Origin of the sequence: Methylomonas sp. LW13 (assembly GCF_016865255.1) — a bacterium.
Taxonomy (GTDB): domain Bacteria; phylum Pseudomonadota; class Gammaproteobacteria; order Methylococcales; family Methylomonadaceae; genus Methylomonas.
Genome location: NZ_CP033381.1, coordinates 781,018 through 800,867 on the forward strand (window position 1 = coordinate 781,018; position 19,850 = coordinate 800,867).

Below are 19,850 nucleotides of genomic sequence, written 5' to 3' on the forward strand. Positions count from 1 at the left end.
TATTTATACAAAAGATAAATATTGATGGATTATAAGATGGCGTATCAGCTTCCTAAAAAGTGATATTTTTCTTGCCGGCAGAAGTTTCAAGGGAATTCTGAAATAACTAAAGTCTCGTGGTGCTATTTATTCCGTTAAGGAACCTCTGATTAATTGCACACCAGGGATATAATTTGGCATTCACCTAGTTTTCGTGACGACGCGCATGGACCCTTAACGATAACTCAGTTTTGCCGATGCCGAATACGCTAACAGAGGCAAAGTCACCCGGCACGAGAAGTTTCTCGGTTAGCTCGAAGCTTTATTGCCGTGGGCCGTCATGCTAGCGAAGATCGAACCGCATTACGCTTCAGGTAAAGGACGTGGGCGCAAACCGTTTCCGTTGAATGCCATGTTGCATGTTCACGTCGCACAGATTCCCTATAACTACTCCGATCCGGCATACCCATAGGGAACAAGTGGAAGAGGCGCTGTATGAGATTGAATCGCTGCGGCGTTTTTGCGGTATCCGCCTGGAAGCCGTGCCGGATGAAAGCATGATTTTGTAGTTCCGGCACTTGCTGGAAGCGCACGGGCTGATGGCGCAGATTTTCAAGGTCATCAACCAAACGCTGGCGGATCGCGGGCTGTTTCTAAAAGCCGGCACTATCGTCGATGCCAGCCTGATTGCCGCACCGATCTCGACTAAAAACCAGGACAAAGCGCGCGATCCCGAGATGCATTCGAGCAAAAAGGGCAATCAATGGTTTTTCGGCAGCAAATTCCACATCGGCGTCGATAGCGAAACAGGCTTGGTGCATACCCTCAAAGTCACCTCGGGCAACGTCAGCGACATCGCGGAAGCAGCCTCGTTGTTGCACCGCGAGGAACAGTTCGTCCACGGCGATGCGGGTATCAGGCCCGTTTGGCCTTTCTCGCAGGATTGCCAATGTCCTGCGCGGGGATGCCTACTAACGTCGTAGCCTGATTGCGTCTGCAATTGCCAAATAAGGCGCATTGCTAGCACAAATCGGACTGTTTTAGATCAATCATCAGTCAGTTTTTGAGTTTTGACCGGCTATTGAAACTGATGTATTTCAAAACAGCTATTATTCAGAGGTTCCATAACGAAAATGCAGAAGTGTGGAGCGTTAAAAAATTAAAACGCCAACATTGGTTCGGTATTTAAAGTTAGAAATTATTTCTAATTGCGGCAATGTTGATTTTTTGACTTTGCGAGGGCTTAAATTTGAATAGTTCGCTTTTGCACACTGCGGGCGCGCAAAATAGCACTTATTACAAAGAAATTGATGGTATCCGTGCCATCGCAGTCATATTAGTTGTTTTATTTCATCTTGAGATCGCTGGCTTTAAGGGCGGATTTGTCGGTGTTGATATATTTTTTGTAATAAGTGGCTACCTAATAACCGGATTGTTGTTGGATGAGTTGTATCAGTCCCGTGTAAAAAATATTGACTATGGGTTGTTTTTGATGAGACGAGCCAAACGTATATTTCCGGCGTTGGCTTTTACTCTTTTTTTATCATTTTTTATAGCGGAGATATTGTTTAGACCGGACGATTTTGAACATCTTGGCGGTTCTATTTTTTATGCTTTGGTCGGATTGTCAAATATATTATTTTGGAGTCAATCTGGCTATTTCGACAAAGCGGCTTATCTAAAGCCCGCGTTGCATACTTGGTCTCTTAGCGTCGAGCTACAGTTTTACTTGATTTGGCCGATAATTGTTTTATTTTTGTTTCGCAGAGTCCCAAGAGCGCATTTAACTCAAGCATTTTTTTTGATTTCCGCTTTCAGTTTTTTGTTAAATATCGCTTATGTCAATAATCTTTTTGAAATTCAAAATAAACTCGGATTATATTTGTACGTATCGTTTTCCAACGTTGAATCCTCGGCATTTTTTCTTATGCCATTTCGTATATTTGAATTTTCACTAGGAGCTGCTTTATTAGGTGTTGAACACAGTCAAAATCGTTCTGATTGGGTAAAAGAGGCTGCTGTCTTTATTGGATTTTTAACAATTATGTATGCGGTTACGCAGCATAAAGATGAGCATGCTTATACTTGCACTTTTGCGCTACTCCCGTGTTTTGGAGCCGCATTAATAATATATGGCGCAAAAACATCTAGACTTTTCGGTGCGCTTTTGAGGCATCCGTTAGTTTCTGGCTTGGGTCTAATCAGTTATTCAGTATACCTTATTCACTGGCCGACGATTGTATTTTATAAATATATAAAACCGGAGTCATGGAGCTTTCTTGATAAGGTCGCTGTATTGATTTTATCGATAGCTATCGCCGCTTTACTATACAAATTTATTGAAACGCCTTTTAGAAGGATCGATTTTCAAAGCACTTCCTCCGGGCGACGTAAATTCTGGTCTGCTGTTTCATTGTCTTTAGTAATTGTTGGAGCTCCAGCATTGCATGTTTACTCTCATGATGGTTGGCGGTGGCGTTTCCCTAAAAATGTCTCGTACTTATTATCAGGAACAAAAGATTCGTTAAGTACCTTGAAACCTCGGGCGCCAGGTTGCTCGTTCACAAATTTTAAAAACTTTGATCAAGCAGAATGTATTCAGCCTGTTAATGGTAAGATCAATATATTGCTGATGGGAGATTCTGTAGCAAGTTATAGTTGGATGGGGTTGAATGAGAATTTGCCTAGAGAGCGATTTAATCTTCTTCAAGCAACACCGTCAAATTGTAGGCCTGGTGTTAATTGGGGAATGGATTACTGCCTTCAATCTAATCAATTTATGTTTGACTTTATTGAAAAAAACGCTATCGATTTGACGATATTTGCGTCGCTTGGCCCGGATTATAATAATTTCCGGGAAACTATTAGATACATGAAAGCAATTGGTAAGCCGGTTTTAGTAGTTGGGCAGCCATTTATATTTAAAGAGAAGCTAATTGATATAGTTGCTCGAGAGGCAAATGAGAAGTCCACCGAGTATGAGATTCAGTCTATTGCGCGAGACGGATTACTTTCTAATACTGTCGATTTGCGCCGGGCAATTCAAAAAATTGCAAATGAAGAAAATGTTGACTACTTCGATATTCAAGAACAGCTATGTGATGTCGTCGATGATTTATCTACTTGCAGCTTTATTATCGGAAATGGCTTGATTACAGCTGACAATAATCATTTAACGCCAGCTGCGTCAACTAAAATATTTAAAAAGCTGGGAGGGATCATTCGTGCAAAATACCAAAATTTGAATGTGCTTTGAGTTTGACTGTAATAGAACGCTCATATGGTAATGAATCGAGTATGAATTCATTTAAGCCGCTAGTTTTAGGCGCTCCGCGTAGCGGTTTTGCCTTGCTTGCTAGCGTCGTTATTCATTTCTTGCCGCTACTTGATGCTATGCCTGCCAGCGCCAAAGAAGCGGGTGTGGGTTTGGCTTATCCGGGCGTCGAGGTACCCGGGGTCACGATTTACAAAGCCCGGCAAAAACGCGGCGTGGATACCCGACGACTCAAACGTGCCCTGAAACGCCGCAACGCCATCGAACCGATCATCGGCCACCTACAGAACGACGGACTATTGGGGCGCAACTACCTGAAAGGCGAAATGGGCGATGCGTTGCATGCCATCCTGTGCGGTGCAGGCCACAACATCCGTTTGATCCTCAGGCGGTTGAGGATTTTTTGGCGTCATTTTGGGCAGTCGCTGTTTCGGCTATGGGGCCCATTTTCATCAGAGCAATTTTTATCGTTCGTGTGAGGACGGTCCTCCCTGAAAAATTTTGGCTTTTTCAGGGGGGTGTTTAATTCGTAACATTGAATTCACTGTATATTAATCAATGACTTACGCATCGATTTTTCTTGATAAACTGCATTAATCAGAGGTTCCCTAGAGTGGCTATTAATACTCCGGTTAGTTATTGCTGGGCTTTTATGATGTAAGTCGATATTATATTGAGTTATAGATTTAAAAATAATTTGACGGCGTGTTCTTGCTGGATTTTTATTAAAGGCTAAGAAAAGAACAGAGCAGCAAGCTGCATTTATAATGCGGCTGTTTATTTGAAAAATAAAATGGATAATTCGAAATTAAAATTTATAACAACGCTTTTTATTCCTGTAAAAAATGAAATAGATGCATTGAAAGTTATAATGCCGCGGATAGACAAAAGTTGGTGTGACGAGATATTGATTCTTGATGGTGGTTCTGATGATGGCTCAAAAGAATACCTTGTTTCTAAAGGATATAATGTGGTTCACCAAAAATCAAAAGGAGTTAAAGCGGCTTTTTGGGAAGCGTTTGAATTGGCTAGAGGTGATGTCATTATTCCGTTTTCGCCGGACGGTAACTCCATTCCAGAAGATATTCCAAGGCTAATTGAAAAGATAAGCGCCGGTTATGATATAGTTGTAGCATCGAGATACAAAGGTGATGCAATTTCGGAAGATGATGATTTCGTATCGGGAATTGCTAATAAATTTTTTACCAGTCTTATTAATATACTTTTCTCAACAAAATACACAGATGGGCTCGTGATGTACAAAGCATTCAAAAAGTCTCATCTATACACATTGGAAATAGATAAATTCAAGAGTGATTTTTCGGAAATAATGTTATTAACCCGTGGTGCTAGGTACGGTTTGAAGATAACGGAAATTTCTTCTTCTGAGCCCCCTAGAATAGGCGTGCAAGGAAGTCGGGCCCATCCTGGGGTGCTAGGAAAATATAAGAGCGCTCTTGTTTTATTAAAATCCATATTGCGAGATGCATTGTTTTATCATCCTAGTCTGAATAGATAACAAAACATACCGTAAAGAAACAGGTTGTATTATTCTAAGGAGCCTCTGATTAATTCAGTTTTTCAAGAAAAATCAATGCGCAAGCCATTGGATTTAATTGGTACGGAAATTCATGTTAACGAATTAATCAGAGGCTCCCTAATGCAACAGGCTAACGAGTAAAATTCATCCGGTTTTGCATCTTTAGTTCATACATGATTTGAGTGTCGTATTCAATTTTCTTGTTTCTGGCGTACTTTTTTATATTGCCTATCAGGGAAATCAAATAATAAACAGGAAAAAGTTTGACGATCATCGCTTCGGTTGTCGTCATGCCGCGGGATTGGGGTGTTGATCAGTATCGATTCGTGGCATTTGGGTGAGGCGTCGAGCAATGGGATAGCGTTGTTCGCCAGTTTATCGGCCACTTTTACCAGCGTTTAACGCCGTATCGGCTAGTGCCGCTAGTAGTTAAAATCTATGAGAAAATCCACTTATAAACGATCAGGTTACGTGCTTGAAAACTCGCGCCAAGAAGAGAATGCAGAAAAACCAACTGAACGCGGATTTGGAATAACTTTTTCTGTCGTATTTTTAATGATAGCCTTTATAAGGCTATATCGAGTCCGTGACTTTTATGATTGTTGGTGGCTGACGGGGCTATCCCTTGCCGCCATTTTTCTGTTCCTGGCTTATTTTTGGATGGCGCCACTACGTCCTCTTAATAATCTTTGGTACCGTCTGGGTCTCATTTTATCTTATTTAATTAATCCCGTCATAATGGGAGCCGTTTTCTTATTGACTATTCTGCCTGTTGGGCTATTAATGCGCCTCCTCAAAAGAGATTTACTCAAGCTGAGATTTGATCGCAAAGCGCCAACATATTGGCAAAATCGACCGCTTATTGTGGTTAAACAACAAAATATGAACAATCAATTCTAATGTGGAATTAGTAATGCTGAATATCTTACGAGAACTTTGGGTCTTCCTCTCCATGCGAAAGAAATATTGGCTATTACCGATCATATTCGTACTAGCCTTGGTCGGCGGTCTGGTCGTTTTAAGCCAAGGCTCCGCGATCGCGCCATTTATCTACGCCATATTTTGAAGTTTGCCGAAGAAAGCGTGAATATATTAGGTATCTCGGCGTTTTATCACGATAGCGCGGCCTGTGTGATTGTAGACGGTCAGATAATCGCCGCGGCGCAAGAAGAGCGGTTTACCCGCAAAAAACATGATGCAGCTTTTCCTAAAAATGCAATTGAATATTGCCTGAACGCGGCCGGTAAAAATCTGGATCAAATTGAGTATGTTGTATTTTACGACAAGCCTTTTTTAAAATTCGAACGACTTCTTGAAACCTATATTGCTTTTGCTCCACGTGGTTTTCAATCATTTTTAACGGCAATGCCGATTTGGCTCAAAGAAAAGCTGTTTCAAAAGCTATTACTGCGGGATGAGTTGAAAAACCTGGGTGCGGATTCGAATATAGAAAGTCGTTTGCTATTCGCCGAACATCACCAAAGCCACGCCGCCTCCGCTTTTTTTGCCTCACCATACGAGGAAGCCGTTGTATTAACTATGGATGGCGTCGGCGAATGGACAACGACTTCAGTAGCAATCGGATGCGGCAACCGTTTAGAGGCAGTGAAGGAAATTCATTTCCCTCATTCGATTGGCCTTTTATATTCGGCATTTACCTATTATCTTGGCTTTAAAGTCAACTCTGGCGAATACAAGGTAATGGGACTGGCGCCCTACGGCGAAACAAAATATGTCGACGTTATCCTGAGTAAACTCCTTGATCTAAAAGCCGACGGGAGTTTTCGGCTGGATATGCAATATTTTGATTATTGCACTGGCCTCAAGATGACCAACAAAAAGTTCGACGCGCTTTTTGGCGATCCGCCGCGAAAGCCCGAGCAGCCTTTGACCCAGAAGCACATGGATATTGCCGCATCTATTCAATGGGTTACGGAAGAAATAGTGCTTCGCTTGACGCGAGCCCTATTCAATGAAACCGGCCGTAAAAATCTTTGCCTTGCCGGCGGCGTCGCACTTAATTGTGTGGCTAACGGCAGAATCTTGCGCGATGGTAAATTCGAAAACATTTGGATTCAACCGGCCGCGGGTGACGCCGGAGGTGCGGTTGGCGCCGCGTTGGCTGCTTATTACACGCATTGCGACAAACCGCGCCGGACAAATGGAAAAGATGCAATGTCCGGCACTTATCTGGGGCCGAGTTACAATAATGGGGAGATTGAACAACAGCTCTCCAGCGCCGGCGCGCGCTTCGAAAGGCTAAGCGACGCCGATTTGATTACGGCCACCGTAGATGCTTTGGTAGCGGGAAAAGCCGTTGGATGGTTTCAGGGGCGCATGGAATTTGGCCCTCGAGCGCTGGGGGCTCGCTCCATCCTTGGCGATCCGCGTAATCCGGCGATGCAGAAAACATTAAACCTAAAAGTAAAGTATCGCGAAAGCTTTCGTCCTTTTGCGCCGGCAATATTGCGTGAGGATATGGCTGAGTGGTTTGAACTCGATTGCGACAGCCCATATATGCTTTTCGTCGCCAATGTAGCCAAAGACAAGCGAACGGAAGTAACGGAACAGGAATCGGCGCTGTTCGGGATCGATAAACTAAATATACCGCGCTCCGAAATACCCGCAGTGACCCATGTAGACTATTCCGCAAGAATCCAATCCGTAGATCGCGAAACCAATCCGAGGTTTCATGAACTCCTCTCCGCATTCAAAGCCCGCACTGGATGCCCTGTACTCATTAACACCAGCTTCAACATTCGAGGGGAACCCATCGTTTGCAGCCCGAAGGATGCGTTTCGTTGTTTCATGGGCTCCGAGATCGAATTACTGGTCATTGAGAACTACATTCTCTACAAAGAAAAACAGGATAACCGTCTGAAAACAAATTACAGCACCACTCTTGAGCCGGATTAACCACGGCTTGATTATTAGAAAACCAACGCATTACTTGAATAGCAACTGATTTTTGAATTAAAAACTGCCAATGAAAACAAGTCTCTCCTCCTTGTCTTGTTTGAGAAATAGATTTTCCCAATACACACCAGTTGGCCAGCCGCCAAAAATAACGACGGCACTCCAAAGTCAAGTGATTGGAATTTCATAGATCAAACTTTCGCTAAGGTTGCCATGCCACAAACTAATAAAAAATTCCTATCGATAATTTTGCTCTGCCTGTCGTCGGCAATTGCTCTCGGTCTCGCAGAAGGCCTCCTGCGCATAAAAAACAGTTCAATGACCAACTACGATATCGAGATGTGGCGCTACGGCAAGGAACTAAAAACCCGCCGCCCTGAGCCTATGCTTGACTTCGATCATGTCAGGTCAAAATCGGCGATATTGCAGAATGTCGAAATTCGCCTCAACGAGCATGGGTTGCGCGGTGCCCCGCTTTCTGCTTTGCCGCCAGGCGGACGAAGAATTCTCTTTCTCGGTGCCTCCATCACATTTGGCTGGGGAGTTTCTGAACAGGACACCCTTGAAGCCAGACTTGAGACGGCGTTAAGCGCTATCGACAAACAGCCCGTACAGGTGCTTAACGCCGGCGTCGGCAACTACAACACAGAGCGCTACGTTTCCCGTTTTTTTGATGAGCTTACCGGCCTGCATCCGACCGATATCGTCGTGCATTATTGTCTGCGCGACGCTGAAGACCTGCCTGCTGGCGGAGATAATTTGTTGTTACGTCACAGTCAACTGGCGGTGATCTTATGGGGCGTCTATCACCGGTTCTTCGATAAGAACGGAGAACAATCAATGGTGCAGTACTATCGCGACGTCTATCAGCCAGAAGCGCCCGGCATGCTCAAAATGAAAGAAAAGCTCAGACAACTTTCGGAGTATGCCAAAGCGAACAATATTCGGATATATCTGGCCATGACGCCCATCACATACAACTTAGTTGACTACAAATTCGGGTTTGTCCATGACATCATGAAGCAAGTATCGGCTGAGTATGGATACACTTATTGCGACCAGCTGCCCACAATGAAAGGTGTGCCTCCGAAAGACATCTGGGCGATGCCTACCGATCCGCACCCTAACGCACTTGGCCACCGATTAATGGCCGAGGCGATCCTGCCCATGCTTTCCCAATCAGGTCACGCCTCTGTCAATAATTAAACAGGACAAGGAATGCTATTTAGTTCGCCGATATTTTTTGTATTTTTTTCCGTTTACTTCCTGCTCCACTTTATCATCCCCAAGCAATTTAGAATTTACCTGATCATTCTTGGCAGTACGATTTTTTATGGATGGTGGCGAATCGAATACATATGGCTGCCTTACTTATTGACGGCAATCGCCTACCTCGGCGTCATTTGGATGAATGGCGCGGTCAATCCAGTCGCACGCAAACGCCGGGCGGTTGCGTGCGTCATCGGTTTATTTTTGCCGCTGGTTTTCTACAAGTACACGGATTTTTTCTTTAGGGAACTGATCGGACCGTTCGTTGGTATGCAAGACAATTTGCTCAATATGCCGCTGCCGCTTGGTTTGTCTTTCGTCACGTTTACCCTCACGGCCTATGTCATCGATATCTACAAAGGCAAGTTTCCGGCAACGTCATCCGCATCGGCAGTGCTCGCCTATGTCTTATTCTTTCCGCATCTAATCGCCGGGCCGATTCTGCGCCCTGCTGAATTGCTGCCGCAACTCGAACGGCAGCGCATGGCGACACTACGCCGGTTTACCGTGCCGCTGGCGATTTTTTCGCTTGGCTTGGTCAAAAAGCTGGTATTTGCGGATCAGGTCGGTTTTGCGGTTAATGATGTTTATAACCAAAACGGGACGCTTGGGGCTCTGGACGCGCTGTTGGCAATTTACGGTTTCTCGGTTCAAATTTATTGCGACTTCAGTGGGTATACCGACATGGCGATTGGACTTGCGCTCGCGATCGGAATCCGTCTACCTAATAACTTCCGTCGGCCTTACGCCGCGCGTTCGCTTAGCGACTTATGGGGCCGGTGGCATATTACGCTGTCATTTTGGTTTCGTGACTATCTTTTCCAGCCGCTCGGCGGCTACCGGCGCGGACGGTTCAAGGCCGTCCGTAATATATTGATCACCATGCTATTAAGCGGTTTATGGCATGGTGCGAATTGGACCTTTTTGATTTGGGGCTTGCTGCACGGCATCGGTATATCGGTTAATTATTTGTTGCGGCCCGTCTTACGCAGATTGCCATCCGGCAAAATGCCCGATTGGATTGGGGTGTTGCTGACATTTCATTTTTTCGCTTTTGCAGCGGTCTTCTTTCGTAGCCCGACTATTGCAAAAGCGCTAGACATCTGGGCGGCCCCCTTTATCGGTGGTTGGGGCGGGATTGATTCGTTCGCCAACAATAATGTTTTTCCGTTGTTGTTGATCTTAGTGTTCTTCGCGCTACACCGGTTTGACGACATCAGGCGGATCAAAATTGTGGTTCATTACGCTCAGTCTGAATTTATATGGATTGCGCTGGCTTTCTGTTGGCTTGTGGCGATCACAATAAGTCAAGGAAATACTGCGGCTTTTATCTATTTCGATTTCTGACGAATTGCACGAAACAAGGCTTACCCATAAGCCGCCTACGACCCAAAACCGGGTATTCAGCACAGAGACTGGAAACTCCGAATCAACCGATAAGTTTGAGGATGTTGCTTATAGGCATGATTGGAGTCAAGCCCTTTAAAGAACGATAACAAACCTTACAAGAGAACGTGTTGATGGCGGTGAAATTCGACAGAATATCCAATTTGATCATTGTCCTTGTGACTCTTATAGTTACGAGTTATTTAATAGAAATATGTAGTCAGCTCATCATAAAAAAACTACCGGCATATGATTCCCGGTGGGTTTTCAGGGCAAAAAAACCACCGGCATATTCTGATTCGCCTTACTTTAGCGCGGAATTCATGCATGAATCCTCTAACGGAGAAAAAGGAAAATTTGATGATAAAGTCCGTAGATTAGTAAATTTTGAAGGTAAGTATATCAATGTGATTGACGGGCATCGCCGGACGGCGTTTGTCCCGGAAGACGCGAAAAATACTGTATACATTTATGGCGCGTCCACAATATATTCTCAGGAAGTACCGGACGAATACACTATCCCGAGCATAGTGCAGCGCAAGATCAACGAAATTACGACTCAATATAAAGTCGTGAATTACGGTGTCTCATCCATGAACTCCGAGCAGCAACTTTTTTTCTTACACGAAACAACGCTAAAGGAAGGTGATATTGTAATATTTTTCGATGGTGGCTGCGATATTATATATAAAGTATACAACGATTATGAATATGGTCTCAATATAAACACTCTACGGAATTCAGAAAAACCCGGTGTCCTTGAATCACGAATATTGCCGGTTTTAGAGAAATTAAAATTAATACACTTTGCCGAACTTCTCAAATATATCAAACAGCAGTCACCCCCTCTACATACGCGCAATGCCGAAGAGGTAAACGCAAGGGCGATTAAGGCGAGCGAGAATTTTGCCAATAATATTCGCTTAGCGCATCAATACAGCAAAGCGTCGGGCGCTGATTTTTATCATTTTCTTCAACCGTCCATCTTTTCTCTTAAATCTCGCACTAAACACGAGCAATTGCTTATTGATAACTTCTTGTTGACCCCTCCAGGAATGGAGTTTGTGTATACGCATAGCATTGACAAGTTTGCTAACCAGAATGACGCATTGAATGCCGACGGAATTATATCGGTAGATTTGAGAAGTGTTCTTGATAATAAACAAGGCGAGGTGTTTCTGGATTTCGCCCATACGACCGAACGCGCAAATGAAATTATTGCTACAGCTATTTTTTCAATGGTCAGGTGGAAACGGTAGTAAGGCATGACTGAAACTGCTCCTAAATATGTTACAGGCAACTACTTCCCTTCTGACCTAGTCATCATTCTGAGTCTGCATGCCTGTCTATTCTGGACTCTTGCAGCAGCCAATCTGCCATTGGCCCACGACACGATGATTAACTTCCAGATGTTTGGCACGGTCTATCGCGAATTTTTACTCTCGGATGAGTTTCCACTTTGGTTACCATTTACCAGTCAGGGTGTCACGGCGGATTTTGCCTATGCATTCACGTTCACGCCGGCCTTTTATGCTGCCGTTTTTTTGGGAAAACTCTTTTCCGTCACTGACACGCTATTACTGTTTCGGTTCGGACTTTATCTCGAAGAAACTTTGCTGATCTATGGCCTCTACCAGCTGTCCTCACTTTTCCATAGGCACCGCATCAGCCCTATCATCATTGGCATCACTGGTGTGCTGTCGGTTTCTTGGGGGACGCAGATTCATTGGAACTTCCACCTGATTTATCTGTATCCATTGTTGTTGTATCACACCGCCCGGTATCTACGTGGTGAAGGCTTGGAACATTTAGCGTTCGCGCTGATTGTGATGACTCTAGGCGGGCTTTTTTATACGCAGATATTCATTGCGGCCACGCTGGGCGCATTCGTCTGTATCTGGCTGCTTCTATTCCGGCCTCAAATGCCGTCACTTCTACGCTTCGCGATTCCGAATCCAGGAGGGCAGGTAATCGTCTGCGTAGCGCTGGTCATCGCTTTTATGAACGTTCAATTTGCCCGGCATGTAATCGACGGCATGCAAAGCTTCACTTCCCTGCGGCAGGCCAACGGGTCTGTCGGGCTGGATATCTTCTTGACTTATGGGGGATATGTATCACCCGTGAAATTTATGGAGTTCATCTATGCGGCACCGGTTCGTTTTGCTTTTGTTGCCTACAGCGGTCTCTTCACCATACTGTTCGTGACGTTTGCCCTGATACACGCAAGGACAAAGGCCTTTGGGGTGTTCGTGCTTTTAGTGGGGTTGGTGCTGCTATTTTCTCTGGGGGCTTCTGGGGGGGTGGCGGAAATTGCCTATAGGTTTTTCCCCACGATGGATAAATTTCGCCACATCGGATTTGTCACGCCGGTCGCGAAGATTCTGCTTATCGTTGCTTCGGGATTTGGTATTGATCATTATCTGGAAAATAGGTCCGCACGTGGCCGTAACACATTGTTCCTTACCTCGCTCACTATTGCATTGGGTGCGGTTTTTGTCATGGTCGATGCTGAGCATGGATGGCAGTATGCCTACGCAAGCGATTCCAGCCTGGATATACCTTTCGCCTTTCATTATTGGCAGTGGGCTATCGTTGTATTATTTGTCCTGGTGGCATTTGGGCTTGGGACTAAGCTAGTTACGCGCGACATACTGGGTCCCGGTCTTCTGGTTTGCGTTTTGCTGGAAATGATGAGTTATAAGTTCATGCTGGAGTGGCGCGCCCCGGCCATGACGCCAAATTGGTTCAGGCACTGGCAGTCTCTCCGTCACGCCTACGATGTGCGTCACTTGCTTTATAGCTCGATGCGCCGAAGAGAAATCGAGCAGGACATCATTCACCAGTTATCCCTGATGGAGGTATGGGGGGCTCGCAACAGTTTGGGATACGGAAGCTTGTCGCTCGATCTGTGTTTTCCGGTTCACCGCGTGGATATGATAAGTACGCCATTTGATTCGCTTATTCGGACACGTCTTGCCGTAACGGACGGGCAATCTCCGCAGGAATACTTCACACTTGGAAGCGTCGTTAACGATACTGCGCTAATGGCTGCAATTGGCTGTGAAACGCCAAAACTCTATTTAGCTCGTACGCCGGTTCTCACAGATAACGACGCCCAGGTGAGACATATCATCAATACTGCGGCGACTCTGTACGAAACGCCGGTCGTCCAGACTAGTCATCCAGGTTGGTCCGACGCGATGCCAACTTCATCATCGGCCATTTCTGCGGACGTAATTACAATTCGCCGTTTCAGTGCCAACCAACTGATAGCCAATATTGAGATACCTGCTGGTTCAAACAGATTCCTGATTTATTTGGACAGCCTGCATCCAGGCTGGCACGCCCAGATCGATGGTCATCCCGCGCCAATTCTTCCGGCCAATATTGCCTTTAAGGCCTTAGAATTGACTCCCGGGTACCATGAGGTGGCATTCCGCTTTACCGGAGGCTCCCGATGGACCGCCGCGACGATTTGGATCAATTATCTTTTGACGATTGTTCTACTCTTGACGATTGTAGGCGTCTACGAGAGGTATATGTTGTCAAGGATATCCGCGCTTTTCTTGCGGCCTAATTCAGTCCGTAGCCACAATCCCGAGGGTGCCTCGAAAAAGCCTTCGCAATAAGAGTATCGAAACTGTCGAAACCGATTGCAATCCAACAGGTTGCGTTCCATCAACGGCTTCGCAAAGGCAGGTAGAGTTTTTACAATCTCTCGGTTTTTGATTTGTCCATATTTGACGTTGGGGATCGATCTGGTTGTTTTTATTGAGTATTGGCTATAAAAAGTGCGATCTGTCTTCAAGTCTGGTCGTGTACAGGATCCAGTTACAATTCGAAATTCCAACTCGTGTTGTCTAACTAAGGCTGTTATGATTCAGTTTATGTTGCCGAAGGGCAAATTTTTTTGGTGCCAATATTGTTGCGTGCTAAAACTACCTTAGTTTATGGAAAAACGGAATATCAAATCTCTAATTCGAGAGAGAGGAATATCTGATCGTCAACTTTAAATTTTGTTTAATGGCTTATTCAAGATCGGCTGGATTTCTTGGAAGTTTAGATGGTATCGAGGCGTTATGAAAAATGCGCTGATTTCCCTCCTATTACCTAGCCGCGGCCGCTTGCAACGCGCCAACGATTTTTTAAAAAGCGTTCTCGAGAATAGCGAGTATCCGGAATATGTGGAAGTTATTGTTTACCTGGACGAGGATGATTTTGCTAGCCACTCGATGGAATGCCCAGGATTAACCATTAAACGTATTATAGGACCTCGGGCAACCATGGGCGCATACAATACCGCCTGTTATGAAATGGCGCGTGGAGATATTATCGTTCTTGCTAACGACGATATGATTATTCGCACTCGTGGTTGGGACAGCATAATACGCCAATTGCATGACAGTATTCCGGATCGTATCTATCTGGCCTATGGAAACGATTTATTTAAGAAAGGAAATCTTTGCACATTCCCTATCCTTTCCCGAAAAACTTGCGAGATTTTAAGAGAGCCTTTTCCAATGATTTATAAAGGTGCCTTCATCGATTATCACCTTATGGACATTTTTAAGCGTTTGGAGAAACTGGGCCTTAAACGTATTCGCTATTTACCTGAGCTTATATTCGAGCATATGCATTATCGGGCAGGAAAGGCGCCCATGGATGATACCTACCGGCAGCGAGGAAGGTTTGCAGATGATGGCGATTTCTTGTCGCTAATCACCATGCGGGCAAATGGTGCCAGGGCATTATCTGAAGCGAGTCAGAAGGAAACAGTGCCGGCCGCTTTGGATGATTGTGTTCCGAGTTCAGTGCCTCATGGAATGCTGGGTGTAGCAAGCTATATCACACGTTTTATTTTTTTGGATAAAGGTTTGCCGTTGCGCTGGCGCTTATCGTTATGGATATGGTTTTTGGGCAGGCAACTGGCCGCTCACGGTTTGCTGAAACCGTTTGTTTGACGGGTTAGTCGTTCTATGACGAAAACTTACGCAAAACCTGCATTGTTCCTGGATCGCGACGGCGTTATCAACGTCGAAAAGAATTACGTCCACCGTATCGAAGATTTTGAATTTGTTGACGGCATTTTCGACCTATGCCGTCTGGCAACCCGCTTGGGCTTGGTGTTGGTGGTGGTGACCAATCAGGCCGGCATCGGACGGGGCTTTTATACGGAAGCGCAATTTCACGCGCTTACGGCCTGGATGAGTGAGCGCTTCGCGGCGGAAGGTGCGCCGTTGGCAGCGGTGTATTTTTGTCCGTTTCATCCCGAGCACGGTGTTGGCGACTACAAACGTGAGTCTTTCGAACGCAAACCCAATCCGGGGATGATGTTGCGGGCTCGCGACGAACTTGGTTTGGATCTGTCCCGTTCCCTGCTTTTGGGCGACAAACATTCCGATATTGTTGCCGCAAAAGCGGCGGGGGTTGGCGTGACGCTGTTGCTGGGAGAGGATGCCAACGACGCCCGACCGACTGTGGTGATATATTCGCTTGCCGAGGCTTGCTCGGTTCTCGATCAGCATTATTTGAAGGGGCAACATGACGACGTTTTCTGATTTTTGCATTATCGGCGGGGGTATCGTCGGTTTCGCAACTGCGCTGACGCTGCAGGAACGCCATCCAGACGCTCGCATTGTGTTGTTGGAAAAAGAGGAGATGCCCGGCCAACATCAGACCGGTCACAACAGCGGCGTCATACATGCAGGTATTTATTATGAGCCGGGGAGCCTGAAGGCGCGTCTGTGTAGGGAGGGGTTGGTGGCGACCAAGGATTTTTGCCGCGCGCATGGGATTCCCTACGACGAATGCGGCAAGCTTATCGTAGCGACTGACAGCGTGGAGCACGAACGGATCAATACACTGTACGACCGCGCGATTGCTAACGGATTGCAATTGGAACGCCTCGACGGAGCTGAGCTTGCACGCAGTGAGCCAAATATTCGTGGGATTGCTGCCTTATATAGCCAGGAAACGGCTATTGTCGATTACGGCTTGGTATGCCGTAAAATGGCCGAACAAGTGGTGCAAGGCGGTGCGGTGGTGCGTTACGGTTTGCAGGTGGATCGCATTGAGGAGAGTACCCACTACGTTGAAGTCGGGGGTGGCGGAGAGTTCTTTCGCGCAGGCCAATTGATCGTCTGCGGCGGTTTGCAAGCCGACCGGTTGGCCCGCTTGGCTGGTCTGGATGTTGATTTTCGTATCGTGCCCTTCCGCGGCGAATATTTTCAATTGCCGCAAGCCAAAAATGCGGTCGTCAACCACCTCATTTATCCGGCGCCCGACCCGGCGCTGCCGTTCCTGGGTATTCACTTGACCCGTATGATAGACGGGAGTGTGACTGTGGGGCCAAACGCGGTGATTGGTTTCGCCCGCGAAGGCTATCCCAAGTTATCGTTTTCCCGGCGAGATTGCGCAGATTTTTTAGGATTTCCTGGGTTCTGGAAATTGATTTATCGCTACCGCCACCACGCGCGGCAAGAGTTGGTGACGTCGTTGAGCAAACGGGCTTACCTTCGGAAATGCCGCAAATATTGCCCGTCGTTAAGCGTTGAAGATTTATTGCCGTTCCGGGCGGGTATCCGTGCTCAGGTTGTTACCAATGAAGGCCAGGCCGTCCACGATTTTCTGTTTAAGCAGACCGAGCGCATGCTGCACGTCTGCAATGCGCCTTCGCCGGCCGCGACTTCAGCACTTCCCATCGGCAGAATGATTGCGGAACGTTGCCAAGCCATTTAGCGGGCCTTGAATAAATGGGTTTTCATCGGCGCGGGCTGCCAATTTGCGGATTATGGTTTTATCATCCGATTTCGATTATTTGCTTTTTGTAAAGCAACTCCCGGCCTAATAACGCTGCTTTGCGTTCCAAACCCCAGCGATAACCCGATAATTTCCCGTCAATCCCTAATACCCGGTGGCATGGTATGGCTATGGCCAAAGGATTGGCGGCGCAAGCGCTTGCCACCGCACGCGCCGAATTCGGCGAACCTATGCGCCGGGCAATCTCGCTGTAACTAGCGGTGGCGCCGACAGGGATTTCCCGTAATGCCTGCCAAACGCGCTGTTGGAACGGCGTTCCGCCTGTATCCAATGTCAGCGCCAGTCCTTGCTCCGGTACGTCGATAAATTTTCGCAATGCGGCGAAAATGCGTTCGAATTCGGGGGAGCCGTCTGTAAACGCCGCTTCAGGATATTTATCCTGGAAGGCTGTGGTTAAATCCTCCGGAGCATCGCCCAAGGCGATTGCGCAAACGCCGGTTGGTTTAACCGCCACTAGCAGCCAGCCCAACGAACACATCCCGGTTGCAAATAGAATTTGGTTGCCGGGTTCACCGTTATGGTTCGGAGAAATAGTATTGTTCATATTTAGTCCCAATTTATGCTGGCCTACGGCAACAGTGTTTGGCAAAATTTGCTGTTCGCATGTTACTTAACAAAATAATGAAAAAATTATTAAATCAAAGCTTTTTAACCAACTTTATCTCCCTGCTGATTATCGCTGCCGGCTATGTCAGCCCGTTTTATCCGGAAACGCTGAAAGCAATTGGTTTTTTTGCATTTTCCGGGGCAATTACCAATTGGCTGGCTATCCATATGCTGTTCGAAAAGGTGCCGTTTTTGTATGGCTCGGGGATTATCCCGGCGCGTTTCGAAGAGTTTAAAGCATCGATCAAGGCCTTGATGATGCAGCAATTTTTCACGGTGGAAAATATCGAACAGTTTATCGAAACAGAAGAGCAGCAAGGTGGCAAGGTCTTGAATTTGCAACCTTTGTTAAATGCTGTCGATTACGACAAGGTATACGAAGGCTTGGTATCTTCCATTATGGCTTCTTCGTTTGGTGGCATGTTGTTGATGATGGGCGGCGAAGAGGCGTTATTGCCGCTAAAACAACCCTTTACCGAAAAAATGCAGCATACTCTCTCGGAAATGGTGGAGTCAGAACGGTTTAAACACGCTTTACAGCAAGGATTGAATGCGCACAAGATTGGCGAGGATTTGACCGGCAAAATCGAAATGGTGATCGACAGGCGTTTGAGCGAATTAACGCCGCAATTGGTCAAGGAAATGGTGCAATCCATCATCAAGCAACATTTGGGTTGGCTGGTGGTGTGGGGCGGCGTATTCGGTGGGATATTGGGCGCAATCTTCGGTTTTGCTTGAGCGCAGTGACGATGACGACCATCGAACTGGCTTACGATAGTTTCGGCGAACCCGGCGACACGCCATTACTGATTGTGCATGGTTTTCTGGCCGCCTCGCGTAACTGGCGTTCGGTGGCCAAACGCCTAGCGGAGCAGCGGCATGTTTATGTGTTGGATATGCGCAACCACGGCAGTTCGCCGCATGCCGAGGTGTTGGATTACCCCAGCATGGCCGCCGACTTGTTGGCTTTTATGGATAGCCACGGTATTCACAGCGCGCATCTGCTCGGGCACAGCATGGGGGGCAAGGCGGTGATGTGGTTTGCCTTGCATCATCCGCAGCGGGTGGCTGGTTTAATCGTTGCGGACATCGCGCCGGTAAGTTATCAGCATAGCTTCGACGATCTTGTAGACGCTCTTAGTCGTTTGCCGGTGGATAGCATTGGCAACCGAAAGCAAGCGGAAGAGGCGCTAGCCGAGGCGGTTCCGGATTTAGCCTACCGACAGTTTTTGCTGCAAAATCTGCTGCTGAAAGACGGCAATTACTACTGGCGGATCAATCTGGATATTATTCAAAAAAATGCCCATCACATTGTCGGCTTTCCGGAAGTCGGCGAACGCCGGTTCGTCCGGTCGGTGTTATTCATCGGTGGCGGTAATTCCAAATATCTGGATGAAGAAGCGATTTATGCAGTGTTTCCGCAAGCAAAGATCGCGAAAATTCCAGATACCGGCCATTGGTTATACGTTGAGGCGCCGGATGCGTTTTGTCGCTTGGTGGAGGATTGGTTGCTGGCCGCTTAGCGCTTAAGTGCTTGATCTAGGCTGGTTTAGAACCTTGGTACACTGGCGATAAATCGCAAGGACGATAAGCTTACTACCGCAATTTAGCTAGTTCAGTGCGGAGCGGTAACAGATGACAGATAATTCATATCAACACATTCAAGGTATCAAACGAGGCAAACTTGCGGTGCCGCTTGAGGATTTGTTGCTCACACAGGCCGAACACGGGCTCAGCGATTATTTGTCGCTTTCGCTAAGCGATTGCGGTGAATTAACCAAAGTTAGTATCACTACGACCGATGTCGAGCCGCTAACCTACTCCGCTTTTATTCGAGCCTCCGCGCCACTGGATTTTGATGCGGTAGTGTTTGTGGCGCAGCCGGTTAAGCTGGGTGAGCTGAGCGATCATCGAACGTTGCCTGATAAAAGAAAAGCTTGTGTTAGAATCGCGCGGCTTGCACCGTTTTGGCGAGTGTTGCGGCAAAAGGGATCGCAACGCCGGCGCTGAGACGCGGCGATAGCTGATGGTTGGTACGCCGAGCCATCACACTTTTTCTTA

19 protein-coding genes and 1 pseudogene are annotated in these 19,850 nt (G+C 46.6%); 19 read left to right on the forward strand and 1 reads right to left on the reverse strand.

The features are described from left to right. Positions 1 to 319: 319 nt before the first annotated feature. The 16 genes and pseudogenes from JL719_RS24520 to lhgD all read left to right on the forward strand — a co-directional run bounded on the left by JL719_RS24520 (position 320) and on the right by lhgD (position 17,102). Entirely contained in the window at positions 320 to 451 is a 132-nt protein-coding gene (locus tag JL719_RS24520) for a transposase (RefSeq protein ID WP_465246667.1), read from the forward strand. Continuing rightward, positions 399 to 548, forward strand: a complete 150-nt coding sequence (locus JL719_RS23960; RefSeq protein WP_225893000.1) for a transposase — start codon at positions 399 to 401, stop codon at positions 546 to 548. Before JL719_RS24520 ends, JL719_RS23960 begins: the two co-directional genes overlap by 53 nt. A gap of 9 nt (positions 549 to 557) precedes the next feature. After that, complete coding sequence (locus tag JL719_RS23965) at positions 558 to 962, forward strand: transposase (RefSeq protein WP_225893002.1); 405 nt, start codon at positions 558 to 560, stop codon at positions 960 to 962. 266 nt (positions 963 to 1,228) lie between these two features. Next, positions 1,229 to 3,235 carry an acyltransferase family protein gene (locus JL719_RS03420; RefSeq protein WP_033155992.1) on the forward strand — a complete coding sequence of 669 codons (2,007 nt, stop codon included), beginning with the start codon at positions 1,229 to 1,231 and terminating at the stop codon, positions 3,233 to 3,235. Between the two features lie 164 nt (positions 3,236 to 3,399). Then, positions 3,400 to 3,732: pseudogene (locus tag JL719_RS03425) on the forward strand (hypothetical protein); the annotation flags it as partial. A 314-nt stretch (positions 3,733 to 4,046) separates the two neighbouring features. Then, entirely contained in the window at positions 4,047 to 4,772 is a 726-nt protein-coding gene (locus JL719_RS03430) for a glycosyltransferase family 2 protein (protein WP_051669806.1), read from the forward strand. Between the two features lie 459 nt (positions 4,773 to 5,231). Beyond that, entirely contained in the window at positions 5,232 to 5,693 is a 462-nt protein-coding gene (locus JL719_RS03435) for a hypothetical protein (protein ID WP_033155994.1), read from the forward strand. 52 nt (positions 5,694 to 5,745) lie between these two features. Next, positions 5,746 to 5,859, forward strand: a complete 114-nt coding sequence (locus tag JL719_RS23970) for a DUF5989 family protein (RefSeq protein ID WP_230410266.1) — start codon at positions 5,746 to 5,748, stop codon at positions 5,857 to 5,859. A 17-nt stretch (positions 5,860 to 5,876) separates the two neighbouring features. Continuing rightward, complete coding sequence (locus JL719_RS03440; protein ID WP_033156153.1) at positions 5,877 to 7,709, forward strand: carbamoyltransferase family protein; 1,833 nt, start codon at positions 5,877 to 5,879, stop codon at positions 7,707 to 7,709. Between the two features lie 213 nt (positions 7,710 to 7,922). Continuing rightward, complete coding sequence (locus JL719_RS03445) at positions 7,923 to 8,915, forward strand: SGNH/GDSL hydrolase family protein (protein ID WP_051669808.1); 993 nt, start codon at positions 7,923 to 7,925, stop codon at positions 8,913 to 8,915. Positions 8,916 to 8,927: 12 nt separating this feature from the next. Further along, on the forward strand, positions 8,928 to 10,325 hold the full coding sequence (locus JL719_RS03450; protein ID WP_033155995.1) for an MBOAT family O-acyltransferase: 1,398 nt from the start codon (positions 8,928 to 8,930) through the stop codon (positions 10,323 to 10,325). Positions 10,326 to 10,498: 173 nt separating this feature from the next. After that, positions 10,499 to 11,623 (forward strand): hypothetical protein, encoded by a 1,125-nt coding sequence (locus JL719_RS03455; RefSeq protein ID WP_033155996.1) that lies wholly within the window; start codon positions 10,499 to 10,501, stop codon positions 11,621 to 11,623. Between the two features lie 6 nt (positions 11,624 to 11,629). Beyond that, on the forward strand, positions 11,630 to 13,993 hold the full coding sequence (locus JL719_RS03460) for a hypothetical protein (RefSeq protein ID WP_033155997.1): 2,364 nt from the start codon (positions 11,630 to 11,632) through the stop codon (positions 13,991 to 13,993). Between the two features lie 450 nt (positions 13,994 to 14,443). Then, positions 14,444 to 15,325, forward strand: coding sequence for a glycosyltransferase family 2 protein (locus JL719_RS03465; RefSeq protein ID WP_051669810.1), 882 nt, complete (start codon positions 14,444 to 14,446; stop codon positions 15,323 to 15,325). Positions 15,326 to 15,340: 15 nt separating this feature from the next. After that, positions 15,341 to 15,922 carry a D-glycero-alpha-D-manno-heptose-1,7-bisphosphate 7-phosphatase gene (locus JL719_RS03470; protein WP_051669811.1) on the forward strand — a complete coding sequence of 194 codons (582 nt, stop codon included), beginning with the start codon at positions 15,341 to 15,343 and terminating at the stop codon, positions 15,920 to 15,922. Next, entirely contained in the window at positions 15,906 to 17,102 is a 1,197-nt protein-coding gene (lhgD, locus tag JL719_RS03475) for an L-2-hydroxyglutarate dehydrogenase (RefSeq protein WP_033155998.1), read from the forward strand. Before JL719_RS03470 ends, lhgD begins: the two co-directional genes overlap by 17 nt. Before the next feature lie 61 nt (positions 17,103 to 17,163). On the opposite strand, the gene JL719_RS03480 is transcribed toward lhgD, so the two are convergent. Then, positions 17,164 to 17,727 (reverse strand): methylated-DNA--[protein]-cysteine S-methyltransferase, encoded by a 564-nt coding sequence (locus JL719_RS03480; protein WP_033155999.1) that lies wholly within the window; start codon positions 17,725 to 17,727, stop codon positions 17,164 to 17,166. 77 nt (positions 17,728 to 17,804) lie between these two features. Here JL719_RS03480 and JL719_RS03485 point away from each other — a divergent pair, with 77 nt between their 5' ends. The 3 genes from JL719_RS03485 (at position 17,805) to JL719_RS03495 (ending at position 19,799) form a co-directional block, all read left to right on the forward strand. After that, positions 17,805 to 18,527: a DUF445 domain-containing protein gene (locus JL719_RS03485; protein ID WP_033156000.1), complete on the forward strand. Its 723-nt coding sequence runs from the start codon at positions 17,805 to 17,807 to the stop codon at positions 18,525 to 18,527. 11 nt (positions 18,528 to 18,538) lie between these two features. Next, positions 18,539 to 19,312 carry an alpha/beta fold hydrolase gene (locus tag JL719_RS03490; RefSeq protein WP_033156001.1) on the forward strand — a complete coding sequence of 258 codons (774 nt, stop codon included), beginning with the start codon at positions 18,539 to 18,541 and terminating at the stop codon, positions 19,310 to 19,312. A gap of 112 nt (positions 19,313 to 19,424) precedes the next feature. Then, entirely contained in the window at positions 19,425 to 19,799 is a 375-nt protein-coding gene (locus JL719_RS03495; protein WP_033156002.1) for a hypothetical protein, read from the forward strand. The last annotated feature ends 51 nt before the right edge of the window (positions 19,800 to 19,850 follow it).